Source organism: Novosphingobium sp. (assembly GCF_036820275.1).
Lineage (GTDB): Bacteria > Pseudomonadota > Alphaproteobacteria > Sphingomonadales > Sphingomonadaceae > Novosphingobium.
This window is the reverse complement of the sequence record NZ_DAISLT010000001.1, coordinates 64,215-82,173: the sequence shown is the minus strand read 5'-3', so window position 1 is coordinate 82,173 and position 17,959 is coordinate 64,215. Positions and strand designations below refer to the sequence as shown.

The 17,959-nt window shown below is 65.1% G+C and carries 13 protein-coding genes; 10 read left to right on the top strand and 3 right to left on the bottom strand.

Annotated features, from left to right (window positions below):
• Positions 1-4 precede the first annotated feature (4 nt).
• Both V7066_RS00310 and V7066_RS00305 read left to right on the top strand, forming a co-directional pair.
• Positions 5-2,443: a glycoside hydrolase family 3 protein gene (locus tag V7066_RS00310; RefSeq protein ID WP_334181253.1), complete on the top strand. Its 2,439-nt coding sequence runs from the start codon at positions 5-7 to the stop codon at positions 2,441-2,443.
• A gap of 16 nt (positions 2,444-2,459) precedes the next feature.
• Positions 2,460-3,674, top strand: coding sequence for a glycoside hydrolase family 27 protein (locus V7066_RS00305; protein ID WP_334181252.1), 1,215 nt, complete (start codon positions 2,460-2,462; stop codon positions 3,672-3,674).
• A 4-nt stretch (positions 3,675-3,678) separates the two neighbouring features.
• Here the strand turns inward: V7066_RS00305 and V7066_RS00300 are convergent, their stop codons facing one another.
• The 3 genes from V7066_RS00300 to V7066_RS00290 all read right to left on the bottom strand — a co-directional run bounded on the left by V7066_RS00300 (position 3,679) and on the right by V7066_RS00290 (position 8,019).
• Positions 3,679-5,379, bottom strand: a complete 1,701-nt coding sequence (locus V7066_RS00300; protein ID WP_334181251.1) for a GGDEF domain-containing protein — start codon at positions 5,377-5,379, stop codon at positions 3,679-3,681.
• A gap of 214 nt (positions 5,380-5,593) precedes the next feature.
• Positions 5,594-6,784 carry a M24 family metallopeptidase gene (locus V7066_RS00295; protein WP_334181250.1) on the bottom strand — a complete coding sequence of 397 codons (1,191 nt, stop codon included), beginning with the start codon at positions 6,782-6,784 and terminating at the stop codon, positions 5,594-5,596.
• Positions 6,785-6,798: 14 nt separating this feature from the next.
• On the bottom strand, positions 6,799-8,019 hold the full coding sequence (locus tag V7066_RS00290) for an NAD(P)/FAD-dependent oxidoreductase (protein WP_334181249.1): 1,221 nt from the start codon (positions 8,017-8,019) through the stop codon (positions 6,799-6,801).
• A 263-nt stretch (positions 8,020-8,282) separates the two neighbouring features.
• On the opposite strand from V7066_RS00290, the gene V7066_RS00285 reads away from it, so the two are divergent.
• The 8 genes from V7066_RS00285 to V7066_RS00250 all read left to right on the top strand — a co-directional run bounded on the left by V7066_RS00285 (position 8,283) and on the right by V7066_RS00250 (position 17,939).
• Positions 8,283-8,939 carry a GntR family transcriptional regulator gene (locus V7066_RS00285; RefSeq protein ID WP_334181248.1) on the top strand — a complete coding sequence of 219 codons (657 nt, stop codon included), beginning with the start codon at positions 8,283-8,285 and terminating at the stop codon, positions 8,937-8,939.
• 20 nt (positions 8,940-8,959) lie between these two features.
• Positions 8,960-10,375, top strand: a complete 1,416-nt coding sequence (locus V7066_RS00280; protein ID WP_334181247.1) for an amino acid permease — start codon at positions 8,960-8,962, stop codon at positions 10,373-10,375.
• Positions 10,376-10,431: 56 nt separating this feature from the next.
• On the top strand, positions 10,432-11,946 hold the full coding sequence (locus V7066_RS00275; protein WP_334181246.1) for a glycoside hydrolase family 27 protein: 1,515 nt from the start codon (positions 10,432-10,434) through the stop codon (positions 11,944-11,946).
• Positions 11,947-12,252: 306 nt separating this feature from the next.
• Positions 12,253-12,927: a PepSY-associated TM helix domain-containing protein gene (locus V7066_RS00270; RefSeq protein ID WP_334181454.1), complete on the top strand. Its 675-nt coding sequence runs from the start codon at positions 12,253-12,255 to the stop codon at positions 12,925-12,927.
• A 15-nt stretch (positions 12,928-12,942) separates the two neighbouring features.
• A complete protein-coding gene (locus V7066_RS00265) occupies positions 12,943-13,446 on the top strand; it encodes a DUF2271 domain-containing protein (RefSeq protein WP_334181245.1) in 504 nt (167 codons plus the stop codon).
• 41 nt (positions 13,447-13,487) lie between these two features.
• Positions 13,488-14,363: a DUF4198 domain-containing protein gene (locus tag V7066_RS00260; protein ID WP_334181244.1), complete on the top strand. Its 876-nt coding sequence runs from the start codon at positions 13,488-13,490 to the stop codon at positions 14,361-14,363.
• Positions 14,364-14,437: 74 nt separating this feature from the next.
• Positions 14,438-15,343 carry an FAD:protein FMN transferase gene (locus tag V7066_RS00255; RefSeq protein ID WP_334181243.1) on the top strand — a complete coding sequence of 302 codons (906 nt, stop codon included), beginning with the start codon at positions 14,438-14,440 and terminating at the stop codon, positions 15,341-15,343.
• 160 nt (positions 15,344-15,503) lie between these two features.
• The gene (locus tag V7066_RS00250; RefSeq protein ID WP_334181242.1) at positions 15,504-17,939 is read left to right on the top strand and encodes a TonB-dependent receptor; all 2,436 of its coding nucleotides are present in this window, start codon (positions 15,504-15,506) and stop codon (positions 17,937-17,939) included.
• Positions 17,940-17,959: the final 20 nt, after the last annotated feature.

The following is a 17,959-nucleotide window of genomic DNA, read 5'->3' as shown; positions in this document are numbered from 1 at the left end:
ACCGATGCGACTGACGCTTTCCCTTCTCGCCCTGTCCTGTGCTGCAATACCTTTTGCGCCCGCTGCCGCCGATGCGCCGTTACCGGATGCCGCCACGACCCATCCAGACCTCTGGCCCAAGGCCAAGAGCGTCGGCCTCGTCGATCCGGAGACCGAGGCGAAAATCACCAAGCTGATGGCGCAGATGTCGCTGCGTGAAAAAGTCGGGCAGATGATCCAGCCCAGCATCGCGTCGATGAAGCCGGAAGAACTGCGCGAATATCCGGTCGGCTCGATCCTCGGCGGCGGCAACGATCCGCCGCTTTCGGGCAACGATCGCGGCCCCGCGAGCGACTGGATCGCCACCGCCGAAGCCTTCCGCCAGGTCTCGATCGAGAAGCGTCCCGGCCACGTGCCGATCCCGGTGATCTTCGGCATGGACTCGGTCCACGGCAATTCCAACGTCTTCGGCGCCACGATCTTCCCGCACAACGTCGGCCTTGGCGCGATGCGCGATCCGGCGTTGATGGAGAAGATCGGGCAAGTCACCGCTGCCGAAAGCGCCGCCTCCGGCTTCGACTGGGCTTTCGGTCCCACCGTCACTGTGGCGCAGGATGATCGCTGGGGCCGCGCCTACGAAGGCTATTCGGAACGTCCCGAGATCACCCGCGAATATTCCGCCGCGATGGTGCGCGGGCTTCAGGGCGCACCGGGCAAGAGCCGCATCCAGAACGGCAACGTCGCCGCCTCGATCAAGCATTTCCTGGCTGACGGCGGTACCCATGGCGGCATCGATCAGGGCGACGCGCAAGTCCCCGAAAAGGACCTGATCGAGCTTCACGTTCCCGGTTACGTCAGCGGCATCGATGCCGGGGCGATGACGGTCATGGCCAGCTTCTCCTCGTGGAATGGCGTCAAGAACCACGGCAACAAGTCGCTGCTGACCGATGTACTGAAGGGCCGCCTCGGCTTCGAGGGCTTCACCGTGGGCGACTGGAACGCGCATGGCCAGATCCCCGGCTGCACCAACGGCAATTGCGCGGCAACCTTCAACGCCGGTCTAGACATGGCAATGGTGCCGAACGACTGGAAGGAGCTGTTCAACAACACGCTGAAGCAGGCTCAAGACGGCACGATCCCGATGGCACGCGTGGACGATGCGGTGCGCCGCATCCTGCGCGTGAAGTTCAAGCTGGGCCTGTTCGATCCGGCGCGGCCTTATGAGCACCGCACCGAACTCGGCACTCCCGAACACCGCGCGGTGGCGCGTCAGGCGGCGGCGGAATCGCTGGTGCTGCTCAAGAACAACGGCGCGCTGCTGCCGATCAGGCCCGGTCAGAAGGTGCTCGTCACCGGCACCCATGCCGACGACATCGGCATGCAAACCGGCGGCTGGACGCTGTCGTGGCAGGGCACCGGCAATACCAATGCCGACTTCCCCGGCGCCACCTCGATCTGGGGCGGCCTCAAGACCGCGATCGAGGCGGCGGGCGGCACCGCCACGCTGAGCGCCGACGGCAAGGTCACGGGGCGGAAGCCGGACGTCGCTGTCGTCGTCTTCGGCGAGACGCCCTACGCCGAGATGGTCGGCGATATCTCGACGCTGGAATTCCAGCCGGGCGACAAGCAGGCGCTGGCACAGTTGAAGGCGCTGAAGGCGCAGGGCATTCCGGTCGTCTCGGTGTTCATTTCGGGCCGCGCGCTCTGGGTGAACCCGGAAATCAACCAGTCCGACGCTTTCGTCGCTGCCTTCCTGCCCGGCTCCGAGGGCGAGGGCCTTGCCGACGTGCTGGTCGCGAAGAAGGACGGCACGCCGAACCAGGACTTCCGCGGCAAGCTCAGCTATTCCTGGCCGAAGAACGCGGGCCAGTTCCTCAACAATGTCGGCCAGCCGGGTTACGATCCGCAGTTCGCCTATGGCTACGGACTCACTTACAAGGATCGCACCACGGTTCCGCAGCTGAGCGAAGCGGCCGGGCTCGATGCCTCGCTTTCCAACGTCTCGGTCTATTATCTGCCGGGCAAGGTGCTCGCGCCGTGGAAGCTTGCAACGGGCGGCGCGGTCGCGGTGAAGAACGTCGACGGCGGCGGCACGCAGGAAGGCGCGCGCCAGCTTGTCTTCACCGGCCCCGGCGAAGTGCGCATCGAAGGACCGACGGTCGATCTGGGGCGCCAGAGCAACGCCATGCTCAGTCTGCGCATCGATTACCGTATCGATGCCAAGGGAGCGGTCGCGCCGAATCTGGGCCTGGGCGAGACGTTCCTCGACGGCGCGCAGCTCTTCACCTCCGCCCCCGGCCAGTGGGCCAGCGTCAAGGTCTCACTCTCCTGCTTCGCCAAGGCAGGTGCGGACATGACGAAGATTTCGCGTCCCTTCATACTTCAAGGCAATGCGGGTGAGACGATCTCGCTCTCCACCGTCAAGCTCGATGCCGATCCCACCGGCGCAATCTGTCCGAACTGAACAGAGAGAATTCCCTATGCCGCGCCTTGCGAAATTCGCCGCCCTTGCTCTTCTGACGCTCGCCCATCCGGCGCTGGCGGAGGAAGTGGACCAGAACCGCCTCCCGCCCTCGCAGGACCCGACGCGCATGGCCAACGGCCTCGCGCAGACGCCGCCGATGGGCTGGAACAGCTGGAACAAATTCGCCTGCAACATCTCGGAAAAGACCATCCGCGACACGGCGGATGCGCTGGTCACCACCGGCATGAAGGATGCGGGGTACAACTACCTCGTCATCGACGATTGCTGGCACGGCGAGCGCGATGCCAAGGGCTTCATCACCGCCAATGCCAAGGCCTTCCCCTCGGGGATCAAGGCCACGGCCGACTATGTACATTCCAAGGGCCTGAAGTTCGGCATCTATTCGGACGCCGGCACCAAGACCTGCGGCGGCCGCCCGGGCAGCCAGGGGCACGAGTATCAGGACGCAATCACTTACGCCTCATGGGGGGTGGACTATCTGAAATACGACTGGTGCAGCACCGGCAGCCGCAATGCCGAGGAAGCCTATGCGCTGATGTCCGACGCGCTGCGCTCCACGGGGCGCGACGTGCTGCTCTCGCTCTGCGAATGGGGCACCAATCGCCCATGGCTCTGGGCCTCGAAAATCGGCAACATGTGGCGCACCACGGGCGACATCACCGACAAGTGGTCGGGCAAGCACGGCTATGCATTGGGCATGCTCGATATCGTCGATCTCAACGAGCCGCTCTGGCCTTATGCCGCGCCGGGGCACTGGAACGATCCGGACATGCTCGAAGTCGGCAACGGTGGCATGACGACCACCGAGTATCGCAGCCACTTCTCGCTCTGGGCAATGATGGCATCCCCGCTGATCGCCGGGAACGATGTGGCGAACATGAGTGCGGACACCAAGGCGATCCTGCTCAACAAGGACGTGATCGCCGTCGATCAGGACAAGCTGGGCCGCCAGGGTCGCCGGATCGCCAAGGATGGTAACGGAGAAGTCTGGGTTCGCACGCTCGCCGACGGCAAGCGCGCCGCGCTGCTGTTCAACCGGGGCGAGACGCCGGTGACGCTGACGGTGAACTGGGCACAGCTCGACTATCCCGCCAGCCAGTCGCTCAAGCTGCGCAACCTTTGGACGCACCGGGACCTTGGCGCGATGAAGGGCAGTTATTCGGCCGAAGTCGAGCCTCACGACGTCGTCATGGTGACGCTGACGCCCTGAAGATTCAGTTCCCCAACGCGATCTGGTCGAGATCGTCGGCGGAAGGTTCGGCTGAGTCGAGCAGGCGGATCGCGACCTGGTCGCGTCCGCCACGTTTGGCTTCGTAGAGTGCCTCGTCGGCCAGGCGATAGAGTGCGCGGAAATCGGCACTTCTCGCGGTTTCCGCGATGCCGATGCTCACCGTGACTTTGCGTTGGCCAACGACATCGCCATGCTCGCAGCCGCCGATCTGCTGGCGAAGGGTATCGGCAAAGCGCATCAGCTCGAAGCCCCCCAGTCCTGCAACCATCACCGCGAACTCCTCGCCCCCCAGTCGGGCGACGGTACAGGTCGGGCTTTCGTAGGGTGCGATGCAACGAGCGATCGCCTCCAGCACGACATCGCCCGCATCGTGGCCGTAGACGTCATTGATCGACTTGAACCAGTCCACGTCGATCAGCAGCAGGGCGACCACTTCGCCCCTGCCTTGCGAAGCGTCGAGGACCGTGTCGACCCGCTCGATGAAACCGCGCCGATTGGGAAGTCCGGTCAGAGCGTCGCGCCGGGCCAGTTCCTGCGCCTGCGCTTCGGCCTGCCGCGCCATGTCGCGCTCGACGCGCAGACGGGCATGGGAGCGCGAAGCAGCAACGGACAGCCAGAGCGTCTGCCATGCTGCCGCGAAAAGAACGAGGATTTGCGAACCGCCGCCCCAGAACATCGAATCCGCATCGAAGAAGCTCGTAGAGGCGAGGACGATCATCGGCACGGCCCAGGCCCCCGCGAAACTGCGCGCCTCGCTGCTACCGCGCCGCCAGGCCTGCCCGATGCAGAATGCCACCGCGACGAGGTTGGCGAGAACGAGGATGCCCAGCAGGGCGCCAAGCCTGTCGATCGGCCCGGAACGCATCACCGAGAGGGGAATACCGAGTGCGAACACGCCGCCCGTCAGCCAGAGTGCAGTCCGTCGCAGCCAGCGGCTGACGCAATGGTCCTCCAGCGCGGTGACGGCGCTGAGGGTGGCCAGCGAAATGGCCAGGCAGGAGAGCCCCGTGCAGATCTGCGCGGATATTGCCCCCGCCATGCCGGGGAAGAAGAACAGATGAAGCTGCGACCAGCATGCGCCCCAGGCGATCATGCAAGCGGCCCACGCCGCCTGCCAGGCCGAAAACTGCCGCCGCACGGCAACCGCCAAAGAGCCGTTGTAGATCGCTCCCGCCAGCAGGAGCACGAGCGCCGCGCCGATCGATGTGGCAAGCCCGGTCGTCTGCGTGCTCTCCTCTCCGCGTCCGACGAGCCTCATCCGCAGCAGATGGGCACTCGCCACTTTGTCGAAGCGCATCGTCACGCCGGTCAGCGGCACGTCACGGTGCGGCGCACGGAAGGCGAGTTGCCCGCCTGCCCGCCAATGCGTGCCGAAATCGCCGCTGCGCACGTCCTGCCGTTCCACCGCCCCATCGGCGTAGGAAAAGGTGACGACCAGACGGTCGAACCGCGAACTATGGACGATCAGGGAGAGGTCGTCGCGCTCGTCCGCTCCCGATGGCAGGATCGCGCGAAGCCAGAGTGTGCCTTTCTGATAGCCTTCGGGCTCACCGGAGCAGATGAAATTCGAGGGAGCGCCGTCGTTCTCAACGACCGTCCGGCTGACCGCATGACACAGCGGGCGACCAATCCGCAGCACTTCCGCAAGGGCTGGCGCCGACCAGCCCAGCCCCGCAGATCCCATGCACACGATCATGCAAAAGGCGATAAGCGCCTTTCGAAAGAGGCGCGAGAATGGCGATTCGCAGACCATTGCGCCACGACCTATGGCACAAGATTGCCTTCAACAAGGTTACCCGATTAACCAAAATCAACTGGACGGGCTAACAGCGCGGCGATCCACGCCGCTTGTGGGGTTCCGGCCTCAGCCCGAATGCCGATGCCGGAACCCTACGGGATCAGTCCGCGAACGGCCGGTCGATCGAAACCTGCGGCCGGGTGAACCACTGCGCACCGGTCTCGATCACGAACATGTGGTCTTCCAGGCGCACGCCGAACTGCTGGGGAACGACGATCATCGGTTCGTTCGAGAAGCACATGCCCGGCTCCAGCGGGGTCTTGTCGCCGCGCACCAGATAGGCCGGTTCGTGGATCGAGAGGCCGATGCCGTGGCCGGTGCGGTGCGGCAGGCCGGGCAGGTTATAGTCCGGCCCCAGCCCCGCCTTTTCGAGAACCGCACGGGCAGCGTAATCGACCGCCTCGCAAGGTTCGCCCGGACGGCAGGCGTCGAACGCGGCCTGCTGGGCTTCCTTCTCGATATCCCAGATGCGGCGGATGTCCTGCGAAACCTCTCCGAAAGCGTAAGTGCGGGTGATGTCGGAGTGATAGCCCTGGATGGTGCAGCCGGTATCGACCAGTACGAGCTGGCCTTCCTGAAGCTCCCGGTCGCCGGGAAGCCCGTGCGGATAGGCCGTCGCCTCCCCGAACTGGACGATGCAGAAGCTCGATCCGCTGGCGCCCAGCTTGCGGTGCGCGGCGTCGATGAAGTGAACCACTTCGCTCTGGCGGATGCCGGGGCGCAGGATGCGCGCGGCGGCCTGATGAACCAGCAGGGTCATGTTCTTGGCCTGCTGCATCAGCGCCAGTTCGGCCGCCGACTTGACCATGCGGCACTGCTTGATGACCGGCATCGCGTCCACGAGCGCGGCCGAACCGCCCTGCCGAACGCGCTCGGCGAAGTGGAACGGCAGATCGGGATCGATCGCCAGCGTCTTCACGCCCAGTTCCGCGAGGACCTGCACCACCAGCGCGACGGGGTCTTCGTCTTCCTGCCACGAGCGGATGTCCACCGGGATGGCAAGGTCGGCTTCCAGCGTACCGATCTCGAAATGCGGGCAGATCATGATCGGCTTGCGGCCGGGGACGAGCAGCATGGCGACGAGCCGTTCGGTCTGCCCCCAAGGCAGGCCCGAGAAGTAACGCAGCGAGGCTCCGGCGTTCACGAGCAGGGCATCGGCGCCGAGTCTGTCGGTCAGTTCCTGCGCGCGGGCCATGCGCGTCTCGCGCTCGGCCACGCCGATGGCCGGGGCACGGTCGGCCCAGAGTTCGAGCCGGGCCAGTTCAGTCTCTGCGGTAGATCCGCCAATCATGTCTTTTTATTCCTTCATGCGAAACGCTGGATGTCGAAAGGCGCAAGCGGCAGTTCCGGCTGCCTGCCCGCGACCATCGCCGTCACCAGTCGCGCCGTGATCGGCGCAAGAGTAAGCCCGAGATGCTGATGCCCGAAGGCATAGTAGAGATTGGAGGCCTTCGTCGAGCGGCCTATTGCCGGAAGATAGTCCGGCAGGGTCGGGCGGCAGCCCATCCAGCGACGGAACGGCCCGGAGATCGGCAGGCCCAGTTCCGCGACGTGCCTCTCCAGGCGCTCCCACTTGCGGGGGTCGGCAGGCGCATCGATCTTGCCGAGTTCCACGAAGCTGGCGGCCTGCACTTCGTTTCGATAGCGGGTGACGATCATCGAACGCTCCTCGAAAACGACAGGCGGCAGGTCGACAGGCCAATGGCTGGCGTCCGCGCGGACATGATAGCCGCGCTCGGCGATCATCGGCACTTTGTGGCCGAGATGCTCCATGACTTCCCGCGAGCGCACGCCAGCACAGACCAGTACCTGTTCGGCATCGACACCGCCGATTTCAACGCGGTTCCCGGCCACCCGCAACTCGCCGCGCTGCGCCACCAGAACGCCGCTGCGCTGCCGGAACGCCTGACGCAGCGCCTGACGCAATTCGCCGAGATCGGCGATCTGACCGCTGCCCGAAAACCGGATCGCCCCCGCCACCGGCCGGTCACCCAGGCCCGAAAGAATTTCCTGCTCGGCTTCGGTCACGTCCTGCACGGTTGCACTGCCGGTCTCGGAAGACAGCCATGACGCACGCCCCTCGCGCGCAGCCCGGTCGCCATGCCAGAGTACGAAATGCCCGTCCTGCCTGACGAGGTCCGGCGCTCCGATCCGCTCGACGAGCGATGTCCAGGCCGGCATCGAGCCCGCCAGCAGCGGCGCCAGGGCTTCGCAGCCCTTGCGGAACCGGGCCGGACGCGCGGCAGACAGCAATCGCAGCCCGAACGGCAGCCATTCGCCCATCGCGGAAGGCGGAAATCCCAGCGGCCCGCCGCGCAGGAACAGGCGTTGCGGCAGACTGCGAACCATGCTCATCGAAGCCAGCGGCTCGATCTGCTCCACCGCGATATGGCCCGCATTGCCCCAGGACGCCGCCTTGCCCTCGGTATCGTCATCGACGATCGCGACCTGATGTCCCGCCTCGAGCAATTCGATGCCCGTGCAGAGACCAACCACTCCGCCACCGACAATTCCAATGGACCCCACAAAAACTCCGTTGCATAAGTCAGACTATATCGTATACCATATATCAATCACCGCCCGTTCGCACAAGGCTTTGCTCCTCGCATGAACCTCTCGATCCACAGCATTGGTCGCGCGTCCCTTCGCCGGGGCGTTGGAGGGTCGCGATTAACAAAACGCAATAGGTCTGCAGAAAAGGTCGGATTGCAGCACCTTTGGGGATCATCTACCGTATACGTTAGATCGGAGGCGTTTTGCGCCGCCGAGACGTTTATGGAGATACACTGGTGACAATCGTCGTCCGCACCCTTGCCGAACGCATTTTCGACGTGATCCGCGAAAGGATCGTCGAAGGAAAGCTCCCCGTAATGGAGCCGGTCAGGCAGGATGCACTGGCTGCCGAACTCGGCGTCAGCAAGATTCCGCTGCGCGAAGCGCTCGCGCGGCTCGAACATGAAGGCCTGCTGACCAGCCAGGCCAATCGCGGCTGGTTCGTCCGCCCGATGTCGAGCGACCAGGCGGAGGAAATCTACCTCCTGCGCCTCGCCATCGAACCCGCTGCGGCTGCCTATGCCTGCTCCGTCGCCGATGAAAACGACCACAAGGCCGCGGTCCAGGCTTTCGAAGTGCTGGATGCCGCCGCCAAGGAAAACCTCAGCGACGTCGCCGTGCGCAACCGCGAGTACCATGTTTCGCTGGTGCGTCCCGGCAAGCGCCTGCTGACCACGCAGCTCGTCGAGCGCCTCGAAGTGCTCGCCGAACGCTACGTCATCGCCCACCTCGAGCCGGCGGGCCGCGGCGACCGCGCCCATACCGAACACAGTGAACTGCTCGACACCTGGCTCGCCGGAGATGCAGCCAAAGTGCAGAGCCTGCTCACGCAGCACATCGCCAGCACGCTAGACGACTTGCGCGCTCATTTTACCGCCAGCCAGACAGGCTGAGACCATAATCAGGGGGATCCATGCTCGGACCGCGTAAATCCATAGAAAAACTGTCACAACGCGAATCCGGGCATTCCCTGGCCAAGACCCTAAGCTGGCCCCACCTGATTGCCCTCGGCGTCGGCGCCATCGTCGGCACCGGCATCTACACCTTGACCGGCGTCGGCGCAGAGCGCGCCGGTCCGGCCGTGATCCTCGCCTTCGCCATCGCCGGTGCGGTCTGCGCCTGCGCCGCGCTCGCTTATGCCGAAATGGCGACGATGATCCCCGCCGCGGGCAGCGCCTATACGTTCTCTTACGCCGCCATGGGCGAGACCATCGCCTGGATCGTCGGCTGGAGCCTCATCCTCGAATATTCGCTGGCCTGCTCCACCGTCGCAGTCGGCTGGTCCGGCTATCTGGTCGGCTGGATCCAGTCGGCGGGCATACATCTGCCGCAAATGCTGCTCGTCGGCCCGCACGGCGGCGGCATCGTCAACCTGCCTGCCGTGCTCGTGGCGCTGGCGGTCATGGGCATGCTGATCGCCGGTACGCGTGAAAGCGCGACGCTGAACATCGTGCTCGTCATCATCAAGCTGATCGCGCTGTCGATCTTCGTCGTCATGGCGCTGCCCGCCTTCCACGGCGGCAACCTCGAACCCTTCATGCCCTACGGCTTCGCCAGCACCGAGATCGAGGGCCAGAAGCGCGGGGTCATGGCCGCTGCCGCCATCGTCTTCTTCGCCTTCTACGGCTTCGACGCGGTCGCCACTTCGGCCGAGGAAGCCAAGAACCCCGGCCGCGACCTCACCATCGGCATCGTCGGCTCGATGGTCGTCTGCACCGCGATCTACATGGCGGTCGCCATCACCGCGATCGGCGCCCTGCCCTTCCAGCAGCTCGCCAACTCGCCCGAACCGCTGGCGCTTGTCCTGCGCCAGCTCGGCCAGCCGGTCGCCGCGCACCTGATCGCCCTCGCCGCCGTGCTCGCGCTGCCCTCGGTCATCCTCGTCATGATGTACGGCCAGAGCCGCGTGTTCTTCGTCATGGCCCGCGACGGCCTGCTTCCCCGCAGCCTCGCCAAGATCAGCCCCCGCACTGGTGCCCCCACCCGCATCACCCTGATGACCGGCGTGTCGATCGCCGTCGTCGCGGGCATCTTCCGCCTCGACGAGATCGCCGAACTGGCCAATGCCGGGACCCTGATCGCCTTCATCTCGGTCGGCGCCTGCCTGATGATCCTGCGCCGCCGCGCGCCGGAGCTGCCGCGTCTGTTCAAGTGCCCCAAGCCCTTCCTCGTCGGCACCCTGACAATCCTCGGCTGCGCCTACCTGCTGTTCAGCCTGCCCGAGAGCACGCTGGTCCGCTTCGGCGCCTGGAACGTGATCGGCCTGCTGGTATACTTCCTCTATGGCCGCACCCGCAGCGAGGCGGCCCGAGAGGCAGCGGTGGCCTGAGCCCGAAAACCTCGAACCGTTCTCAACTATCCTTCTCAATATCCAAGGAGATCGCGATGAAACGCGCCCTCGTTCTGGCCGCCGCCCTGCTCGGCACCGCACTTTCGCCTGCTGCTCCTGCCCTCGCCAAGACCGCCTATGACGGCGTCTGGCTGTTCGACGACACCCCGCCGACGCCCGGTGTGACGATGATGGAAGTCACGTCCAAGGGCGGAAAGATCGCCGGCACCGTCACCACCAAGTGGTATGGCCCGGTCGAGATGATGAACCCGCGCATCGAAAAAGGGGAGCTGAAATTCGAGGCCCGCAACCTCAACGACAAGGAACATCTGACCCGCCCGTGGAGCGTCGCGCTCGAAGACGGAAAGGCCCGGCTCAAGGGCCGGATCTGGGAATCCGAAGTCGACAGCACGGGCTACAAGGGCAAGTCCGCCGACGCCAAAGCCCGCGCCTTCCAGTTCTCGACCCTCGCTCCGCTCGGCGCGCCGATCCCCAGCAAGATCGCCGCCACGCCGCCGATGGGCTGGAGCAGCTGGAACAAGTTCGCCGAGCACATCGACGACAAGACGATCCGCGCCCAGGCCGACGCCATGGTCTCGACCGGGCTGCGCGATGCGGGCTATCTCTACATCAACATCGACGACGGCTGGCAGGGCAAGCGCGACGCGAACGGCGTGCTCCAGCCCAACGAAAAGTTCCCGGACATGAAGGCGCTGACCGACTACGTCCACTCCAAGGGCCTCAAGATCGGCATCTATTCCTCGCAGGGTCCGCGCACATGCGCCGGTTATGAGGGCAGCTACGGCCATGTCGCGCAGGATGCGAAGACTTATGCCGCATGGGGCTTCGACTATCTGAAGTACGACCTCTGCTCGGGCGAGTGGTTCTATGCCGATGCCGACACCGTGAAGCGCAGCTACTACGAGATGGGCGCCGCGCTTCAGGCGACCGGCCGCGAGTTCATCTATTCGCTCTGCGAATACGGCCGCTTCGACGTGGGCAGCTGGGGCCGCGACGTCGGCGGTCAACTCTGGCGCACGACCGGCGACATCACCGACGACTATCCGACGATGGCCAAGATCGGCTTCGACAAGAACGGCAATCCCGACTGGGCCGGCCCCCACGGCTGGAACGACCCGGACATGCTGGAAGTCGGCAACGGCGGCATGAGCGCGGACGAATACCGCACCCACATGACGCTCTGGGCGATGTCCGCCGCGCCGCTGATGATGGGCCACGATCTTCGCGAAACCGATGCCGCGACGCTGGCGATGCTCACCAACAAGCGCGTCATCGCCGTCGATCAGGACGCCAAGGGCGCTCAGGGCAAGGCCGTGCGCAAGGTCGGCACGATGGAAGTCTGGGCCAAGCCGCTGGCAGGTGGCCGCGTCGCCCTGGCCCTGTTCAATCGTGGCGATGCGGCAGCTTCGCTTGCTCTAAGCCCGGCCGACGCAGGCCTCGCCTCGGTTTCGCAGGTCGAAGACCTGTGGAGCGGCGCCAGGACTGCCAAGCTGCCGGCCAGCTACACTGTGCCTGCACGCGGTGCCGTCATGCTCACGGTCGGCGGCTGACTCCGCATCCCGAAGTCCCACCTGCCGTCGCACGCGCGGCGGTAGACCTGCCGCCGGGAGCCGCTCAGCCGGAACCCGGCGGCATTCGTTGCCCGCACGATTCCTTAATAAGCCTTATTCACTTTTGTTATTGCGAGGCATTCGCACTTGGCGTAATGGCTGCCGCTCAAGGGGGCCGGGACTCGATTCCGCATCGTTACACGCGCTTCCCGTCTTTCAAGGGAAACGTGCAAGTTGAGCGGCAGCGGTGATAGTCTCGATGTGCTGGATGCTGCGGCCCTGACAGAAGCGCCCGCAGCCGCACGCATCGATCCGCCCGTTCGCAAGGCGGCTCCGGCCGCGCCGCGCAAGGCTCCTGCCAAGAAAAAGAACAAGAAGGCCCGCGCCTTCTGGCTGAAGCAGCTCCACACCTGGCACTGGGTGAGCGCGGCGGTTTCGCTGGCGGGGATGTTCCTTTTCGCGATAACCGGCATCACGCTGAACCACGCCGCGTCGATCGGCGCCGAACCCAAAGTCGTGCAGAGCCAGGGCAAGATCGCCCCGGGCCTCCTGCGCCAGTTGCCGCCCGCAGGAGACAGCACCGCCCCGCTGCCCGCCGACGTGGCCAAAGCCGTCGCAGCTGCGGTCCCGCTGGATCCCTCCGGTTTCGCGGCGGACTGGTCTGCCGATGACGAAGTCTATGTCGCCATGCCCGGTCCCGGCCGCGACGCCTGGGTCAGCATCGATCGCTCGAACGGCGCGGTCTCGGCCGAGGTGACAAAACGCGGTGCGGTTTCCTATCTCAACGACCTCCACAAGGGCCGCAACACCGGCTCCGTGTGGTTCTGGTTCATCGATCTCTTCGCGGCGGCCTGCGTCATCTTCACTGTGACCGGCCTGTTCCTGCTCCAGCTTCACGCCAAGCACCGGCCCTCGACCTGGCCGCTGGTGGGGCTGAGCCTGCTGATCCCGCTCGCGATCGCCCTGATATTCATCCACTGAGACAAGAAGGCACCGATGACGACATCGAAGGCACTGCCCGCGCTTCCGCTTCTGGCCCCGCTCGTGGCGGCCGGAACCATCGCCTCTCCGGCGGCGGCGGCCACCGTGAGCGTGACGATCCCGCGCATCAACGTCGCGGAATACCATCGTCCCTATGTCGTCGGCTGGCTGGAACCCGCTGCGGGCGGCCCGGCCCGCACGATCTTCGTGTGGTACGACGTCAAGAAGGCCGGCCGCGAACCCGGCACCAAGTGGCTGGCGGACTTGCGGTCCTGGTGGCGCAAGGGCGGTCGCTCGCTGAACCTGCCTGCGGACGGTCTCAGCGGCGCTACCCGCGCGCCCGGCACCTATCAGGTCGCGCTGCCTGCCAATCTCCCGGCCGGACAATACGTCTTCAAGGTGGAAGCCGCGCGCGAAACGGGCGGGCGCGAACTGGTATCGGTTCCGATCACCGTGCCGGTCAAGAAGAGCGCTTCGGCGGCAGGCACATCCGAACTGGGCGCCGTCACCATCCGCTGACTTCGCTCTCTCGCATTTTCTATGATTTTTGGGGACATCACATGCGCTACAGTTCCATCCTGATCGCGTCGGCCGCCGCAGCCGCCGCCCTCGCCTCGCCTGCGTCTGCCCACCGCGCGTGGCTGCTGCCCTCGACCACGACGCTTGCGGGAACCAGCGAATACGTGACCGTCGACGCAGCCATATCGAACGACCTGTTCTATCCCGATCACTTCCCGATGAACCCGGAGCAGGTTACCGTCTGGACACCCGATGGCAGCGTGGGCAAGCTCGAAAACCCGGCCACCGGCCGCTATCGCTCGACCTTCGACGTGAAGATCGACAAGCCCGGCACATGGAAGATCGGCACGCAGCGCTCGGCGATCATGGGCAGCTTCAAGGTCAATGGCGAGGACTGGCGCCTCGGCGGCCGTGGTCGTCCGATGGGAGCTCCCGGTACCGGAGGCCCGGGCGGTCCGGGTGGAGCACCTGCTCGCAGCGTCGCGACCGTGGCCGACATTCCGGCCAATGCCACCGACGTGAAGCTCGTGGAATCGCTCTCGGCCAACTACATCTACGTCACCGCCGATGCCCCGACCAAGACCGTCTTCACCCCGACCGGCAAGGGTCTTGAAATCGATCCGATCTCGCATCCTGACGAACTCGTTTCCAACGAAGAAGGCCAGTTCCGCTTCCTGATCGACGGCAAGCCCGCCGCCGGGGTGAAGGTCACGGTCGTCCCCGGCAGCAAGAAGTACCGCGAGGCCGAAGAAGCGCAGGAACTGACCACCGGCGCCGACGGCGTGCTCCATATCAAGTGGCCGGTCGCCGGAATGTATTGGATCAACGCCAGTGCCAGCGACGCCAAGCCCAGCGAGAAGCGCGCCACCGAGCGTCGCATGACCTATACCGCCACCGTCGAAGTGGTAGCGCCCTGACCGGCAGCCTGCGACTGGCGATCCCCGTCGAAATCGATCCGGGCGCCCTTGCCGACTGGCGGCAGGGCGCCCCGGTGATCGATCTCGGCGGCGAGACCATGGGCACGACCTGGCGCCTGCGCCTGGCCGTGCCCGAGGATTTCGACCGGAACGCGACGCTTGAAGCGATCGAGGACCGACTGGAAGACATTCTCGCGCAGATGAGCCATTGGCGTGCGGACTCGGTCCTTGGCCGCTTCAATCGTGCGCCTGCCGGGGAATGGACCTCCCTCCCGCCCGATTTCGCGGGCGTGATGAGCGCGGCTCTTGCCATCGCCGAAATGACCGATGCCGCCTTCGATCCGGCGATCGGGGCTATCGTCGACCTCTGGGGCCACGGCCCCACACCCTCCGAGGCGCCACCGACGCCGGACGCACTGGCCGAAGCCCGCGCGCGCTCCGGTTGGCAGCGACTGACGTACGATCACGAAAACAGCCGCCTGCTCCAGCCCGGCGGCCTTCATCTCGACTTGTCCGGCATTGCCAAGGGCTATGCCGTCGACGCTCTGGCAACACTTTTGCGAAAACGCGGTTGCCGTCATTTCCTTGTCGAGATCGGCGGCGAACTCATCGGTTCCGGGGTCAGGCCCGACGGCGATCCCTGGTGGGTCGATCTGGAAACCCCGACAGTCGACGTATCGCCGCTGCGCATCGCCCTCCACCAGCTCGCCGTAGCGACCTCGGGAGATTACGTGCGCGGTCGTCATACTATCGACCCACGCAGCGCCGTGCCGGTCGAACATGCCATGGCGGTGAGCGTCCTCCATCGCTCCGCCATGCTGGCCGACGCCTGGGCTACCGCGCTCTCCGTTCTATCCGTCGCTGCCATGCACGAAATCGCGATCCGGAATGACCTGACGGTCCGCGCACTTCATCGTACAGGCGATAAGGTCGAGGAGTGGCTCAGTCCCGCATTTCAGCGGCTTATCGTCGAAGACTAAGCCCCAGTTCACGGCACGGCTGGCAACGGAGCCGTTACGCAAGCGGCTGCATTCACCCAACTTTGCAACAAAAGCGATACATTTGTAACAAAGCGTATTGCGAATGCGAATGACTCTCATTATCGGAACCGCAACAGGTTTCCAAAACATGAGGGGAAATATGTCTTTCAAGCCTTCGTCGGCGGCTGCTCGCCGTACCTTTCTCGCGCTTTCCTGCATCGCTCCGGCAATTGCCCCCGTCGCTCACGCCCAGCAGGCGGATGGCCAACGCGTGCTCGGCGGCGTCACCGTCAGCGATACCGCGATCGACGAGCAGCCCGGACGCAAGCTCGAATCCCCCAAGCGCACCCGTCCGGTTCTCGACACCCCGCAGACCATCACCGTACTGTCCAATGAAGTGATCGAGCAGCAGAACCTGCTGACCCTGCGCGACGTGCTCTCGACTGTCCCCGGCATCACGTTCGGTGCAGGTGAAGGCGGCACCGGCCCCGGCGACAACATCACGTTCCGCGGCTACAGCGCCAGCAACGACATCACCGTGGACGGCGTTCGCGACAGCGCCCAGATCACCCGCACGGACTCGTACAACCTCGAACAGATCGAAGTCACGAACGGAGCGAACTCGGTAATCTCGGGCGCAGGCTCGACCGGCGGCAACATCAACATCGTCACCAAGCGACCGAAGTCGGACGACGCCTACCTCGCAACCGCCGGTATCGGCACCGATAACTACTACCGCGCGACGGTGGACCTCAACAAGCGCGTCAACGACCTCGTCGCGTTCCGCCTGAATGCCATGTGGCACCGCAACGACGTGCCCGGCCGCGATGTCGAGGACTACAAGCGCTGGGGCGTCGCGCCCTCGCTCACCATCGGCATTGACAGCCCGACCCGCCTGACGCTCCAGTACAACCACCAGGAAGACGACAACATCCCGCAGTACGGCGTGCCGTACTATGCCGGTAAAGGCGTCCCCGGCGTCCATCGCAGCGACTACTTCGGCTATCGCAACTTCGACAAGCAGCGCATCAACGTCGACCAGTTGACCGCGATCTTCGAGCACGATTTCAGCGACACCGTCTCGATCCGCAACCTCGCCCGCTGGCAGGATTCGCGCCAGCTGACCCAGGTCAGCCCGCCGCAGGGTACGTATTGCCTCGCAAACGGCCTTACCCCGCTCGGCGCCGCCTGCACCGTCAATGTCGGGACCGCCAACGCCCCCAACAATGTGCTCCTGCCCGCAGGCTACTACCTGATCGGCGGTCCGCGCGGAAACACGCGCGACACCCGCAACCAGCTGATGTTCGACCAGCTCGACCTCAAGGCCGTGTTCAACACCGGCGCGATCGAGCACACGATCACGCTCGGCGGCGCGGCGACCTGGGAAAAGTACGACCTCTACACCGGCAACTCGCTGCGCGGCGCGGACGGCTCGGTGACGTACTCGCGCTACCCGCTGGTCAATATCGCCAACCCGAACGATGTCGTGGCAGGACCGGCCAGCCCTTACTTCACCTATGGCAGCAACGTCTATGTCGGCCCGGTGAACTTCATCCGCGCCGGGCACACCATCGGCGAGCAGACCAATGTCGCGGGCTACCTGTTCGACACCATGAAGCTCGGCAAGTTCGAACTGAGCGCCGGTGCCCGCATCGAGCGCAATGTCGGCACGAGCCGCGCCGATACGATCTGCTCGACCGTGGGCGGCTGCCTCGTGAGCGGAACGCGGATCGCGCTGGGCGACGTCAGCGCAGTCGGCGTGAAGAGCCGCAATGCCGACACCCTGTTCTCCTACCGCGTGGGCCTGAACTACAAGCCGGTCGAGCAAGTCAGCATCTACGCCGCCTACGGCAACTCGCGCACGCCCTCGAAGAACTCGGTCAACGGCTCCTGCACGGCCGAAGCGCCGGGCGTGACCGGTACGACCTGCAATATCAACCCGGAATCGGCCAAGAACTACGAGATCGGCGTGAAGGGAGAACTGTTCGACGGCGGCCTGCTGCTGACCGCATCGGCTTTCCGCAACGAGCGTGACAAGTACGCCGTCATCTCCGGCGACCCGACGGTTCCGAACCAGCAGCTCGACGGCAAGTCGCGCGTGGACGGTATCGCGCTCGGTGCCTCCGGCACGATCACCAAGGCGTGGACGATCACGGCGAACTACACCTACCTCAAGGCCAAGCTGCTCCAGTCGGTATCGGACGAGTGCCTTGCGGCCCCCGGCAGCGGCACCTGCACCAACTCGCCTGCAAACCCCAACCCCGGTGCCGGTCAGTACCTGCCGCAGACCCCCAAGCACTCCGGCAGCCTGTTCACCACCTATCGCCTGCCCTTCGGTCTGACGCTGGGCTACGGCCTCACCTACCAGGACGGCTTCCTGCTCTCGGCCGCAACGCCGACCGCTGCCGCCGTCAAGTCGGACGACTACCTGACTCATCAGGGCTTCCTGTCCTACGACTTCACCCCGAACCTCTCGGCGCAGATCAACGTCAAGAACATCGGCAACAAGCTCTACTACCAGCGCATCCGCAACAACGGCTGGGCCACGCCGGGCGATGCCCGCTCGGCAGTCCTGACCATTACCGCGAAGATGTAAGCGGGAACCCTGTCCCAACG

Bases quoted from the DNA above. Each gene is read 5' to 3' on its own strand.
- V7066_RS00310 (WP_334181253.1), top strand. From the start codon at position 5: ATGCGACTGACGCTTTCCCTTCTCGCCCTGTCCTGTGCTGCAATACCT.
- V7066_RS00305 (WP_334181252.1), top strand. From the start codon at position 2,460: ATGCCGCGCCTTGCGAAATTCGCCGCCCTTGCTCTTCTGACGCTCGCC.
- V7066_RS00300 (WP_334181251.1), bottom strand. From the start codon at position 5,379: ATGGGATCTGCGGGGCTGGGCTGGTCGGCGCCAGCCCTTGCGGAAGTG.
- V7066_RS00295 (WP_334181250.1), bottom strand. From the start codon at position 6,784: ATGATTGGCGGATCTACCGCAGAGACTGAACTGGCCCGGCTCGAACTC.
- V7066_RS00280 (WP_334181247.1), top strand. From the start codon at position 8,960: ATGCTCGGACCGCGTAAATCCATAGAAAAACTGTCACAACGCGAATCC.
- V7066_RS00275 (WP_334181246.1), top strand. From the start codon at position 10,432: ATGAAACGCGCCCTCGTTCTGGCCGCCGCCCTGCTCGGCACCGCACTT.
- V7066_RS00265 (WP_334181245.1), top strand. From the start codon at position 12,943: ATGACGACATCGAAGGCACTGCCCGCGCTTCCGCTTCTGGCCCCGCTC.
- V7066_RS00260 (WP_334181244.1), top strand. From the start codon at position 13,488: ATGCGCTACAGTTCCATCCTGATCGCGTCGGCCGCCGCAGCCGCCGCC.
- V7066_RS00250 (WP_334181242.1), top strand. From the start codon at position 15,504: ATGTCTTTCAAGCCTTCGTCGGCGGCTGCTCGCCGTACCTTTCTCGCG.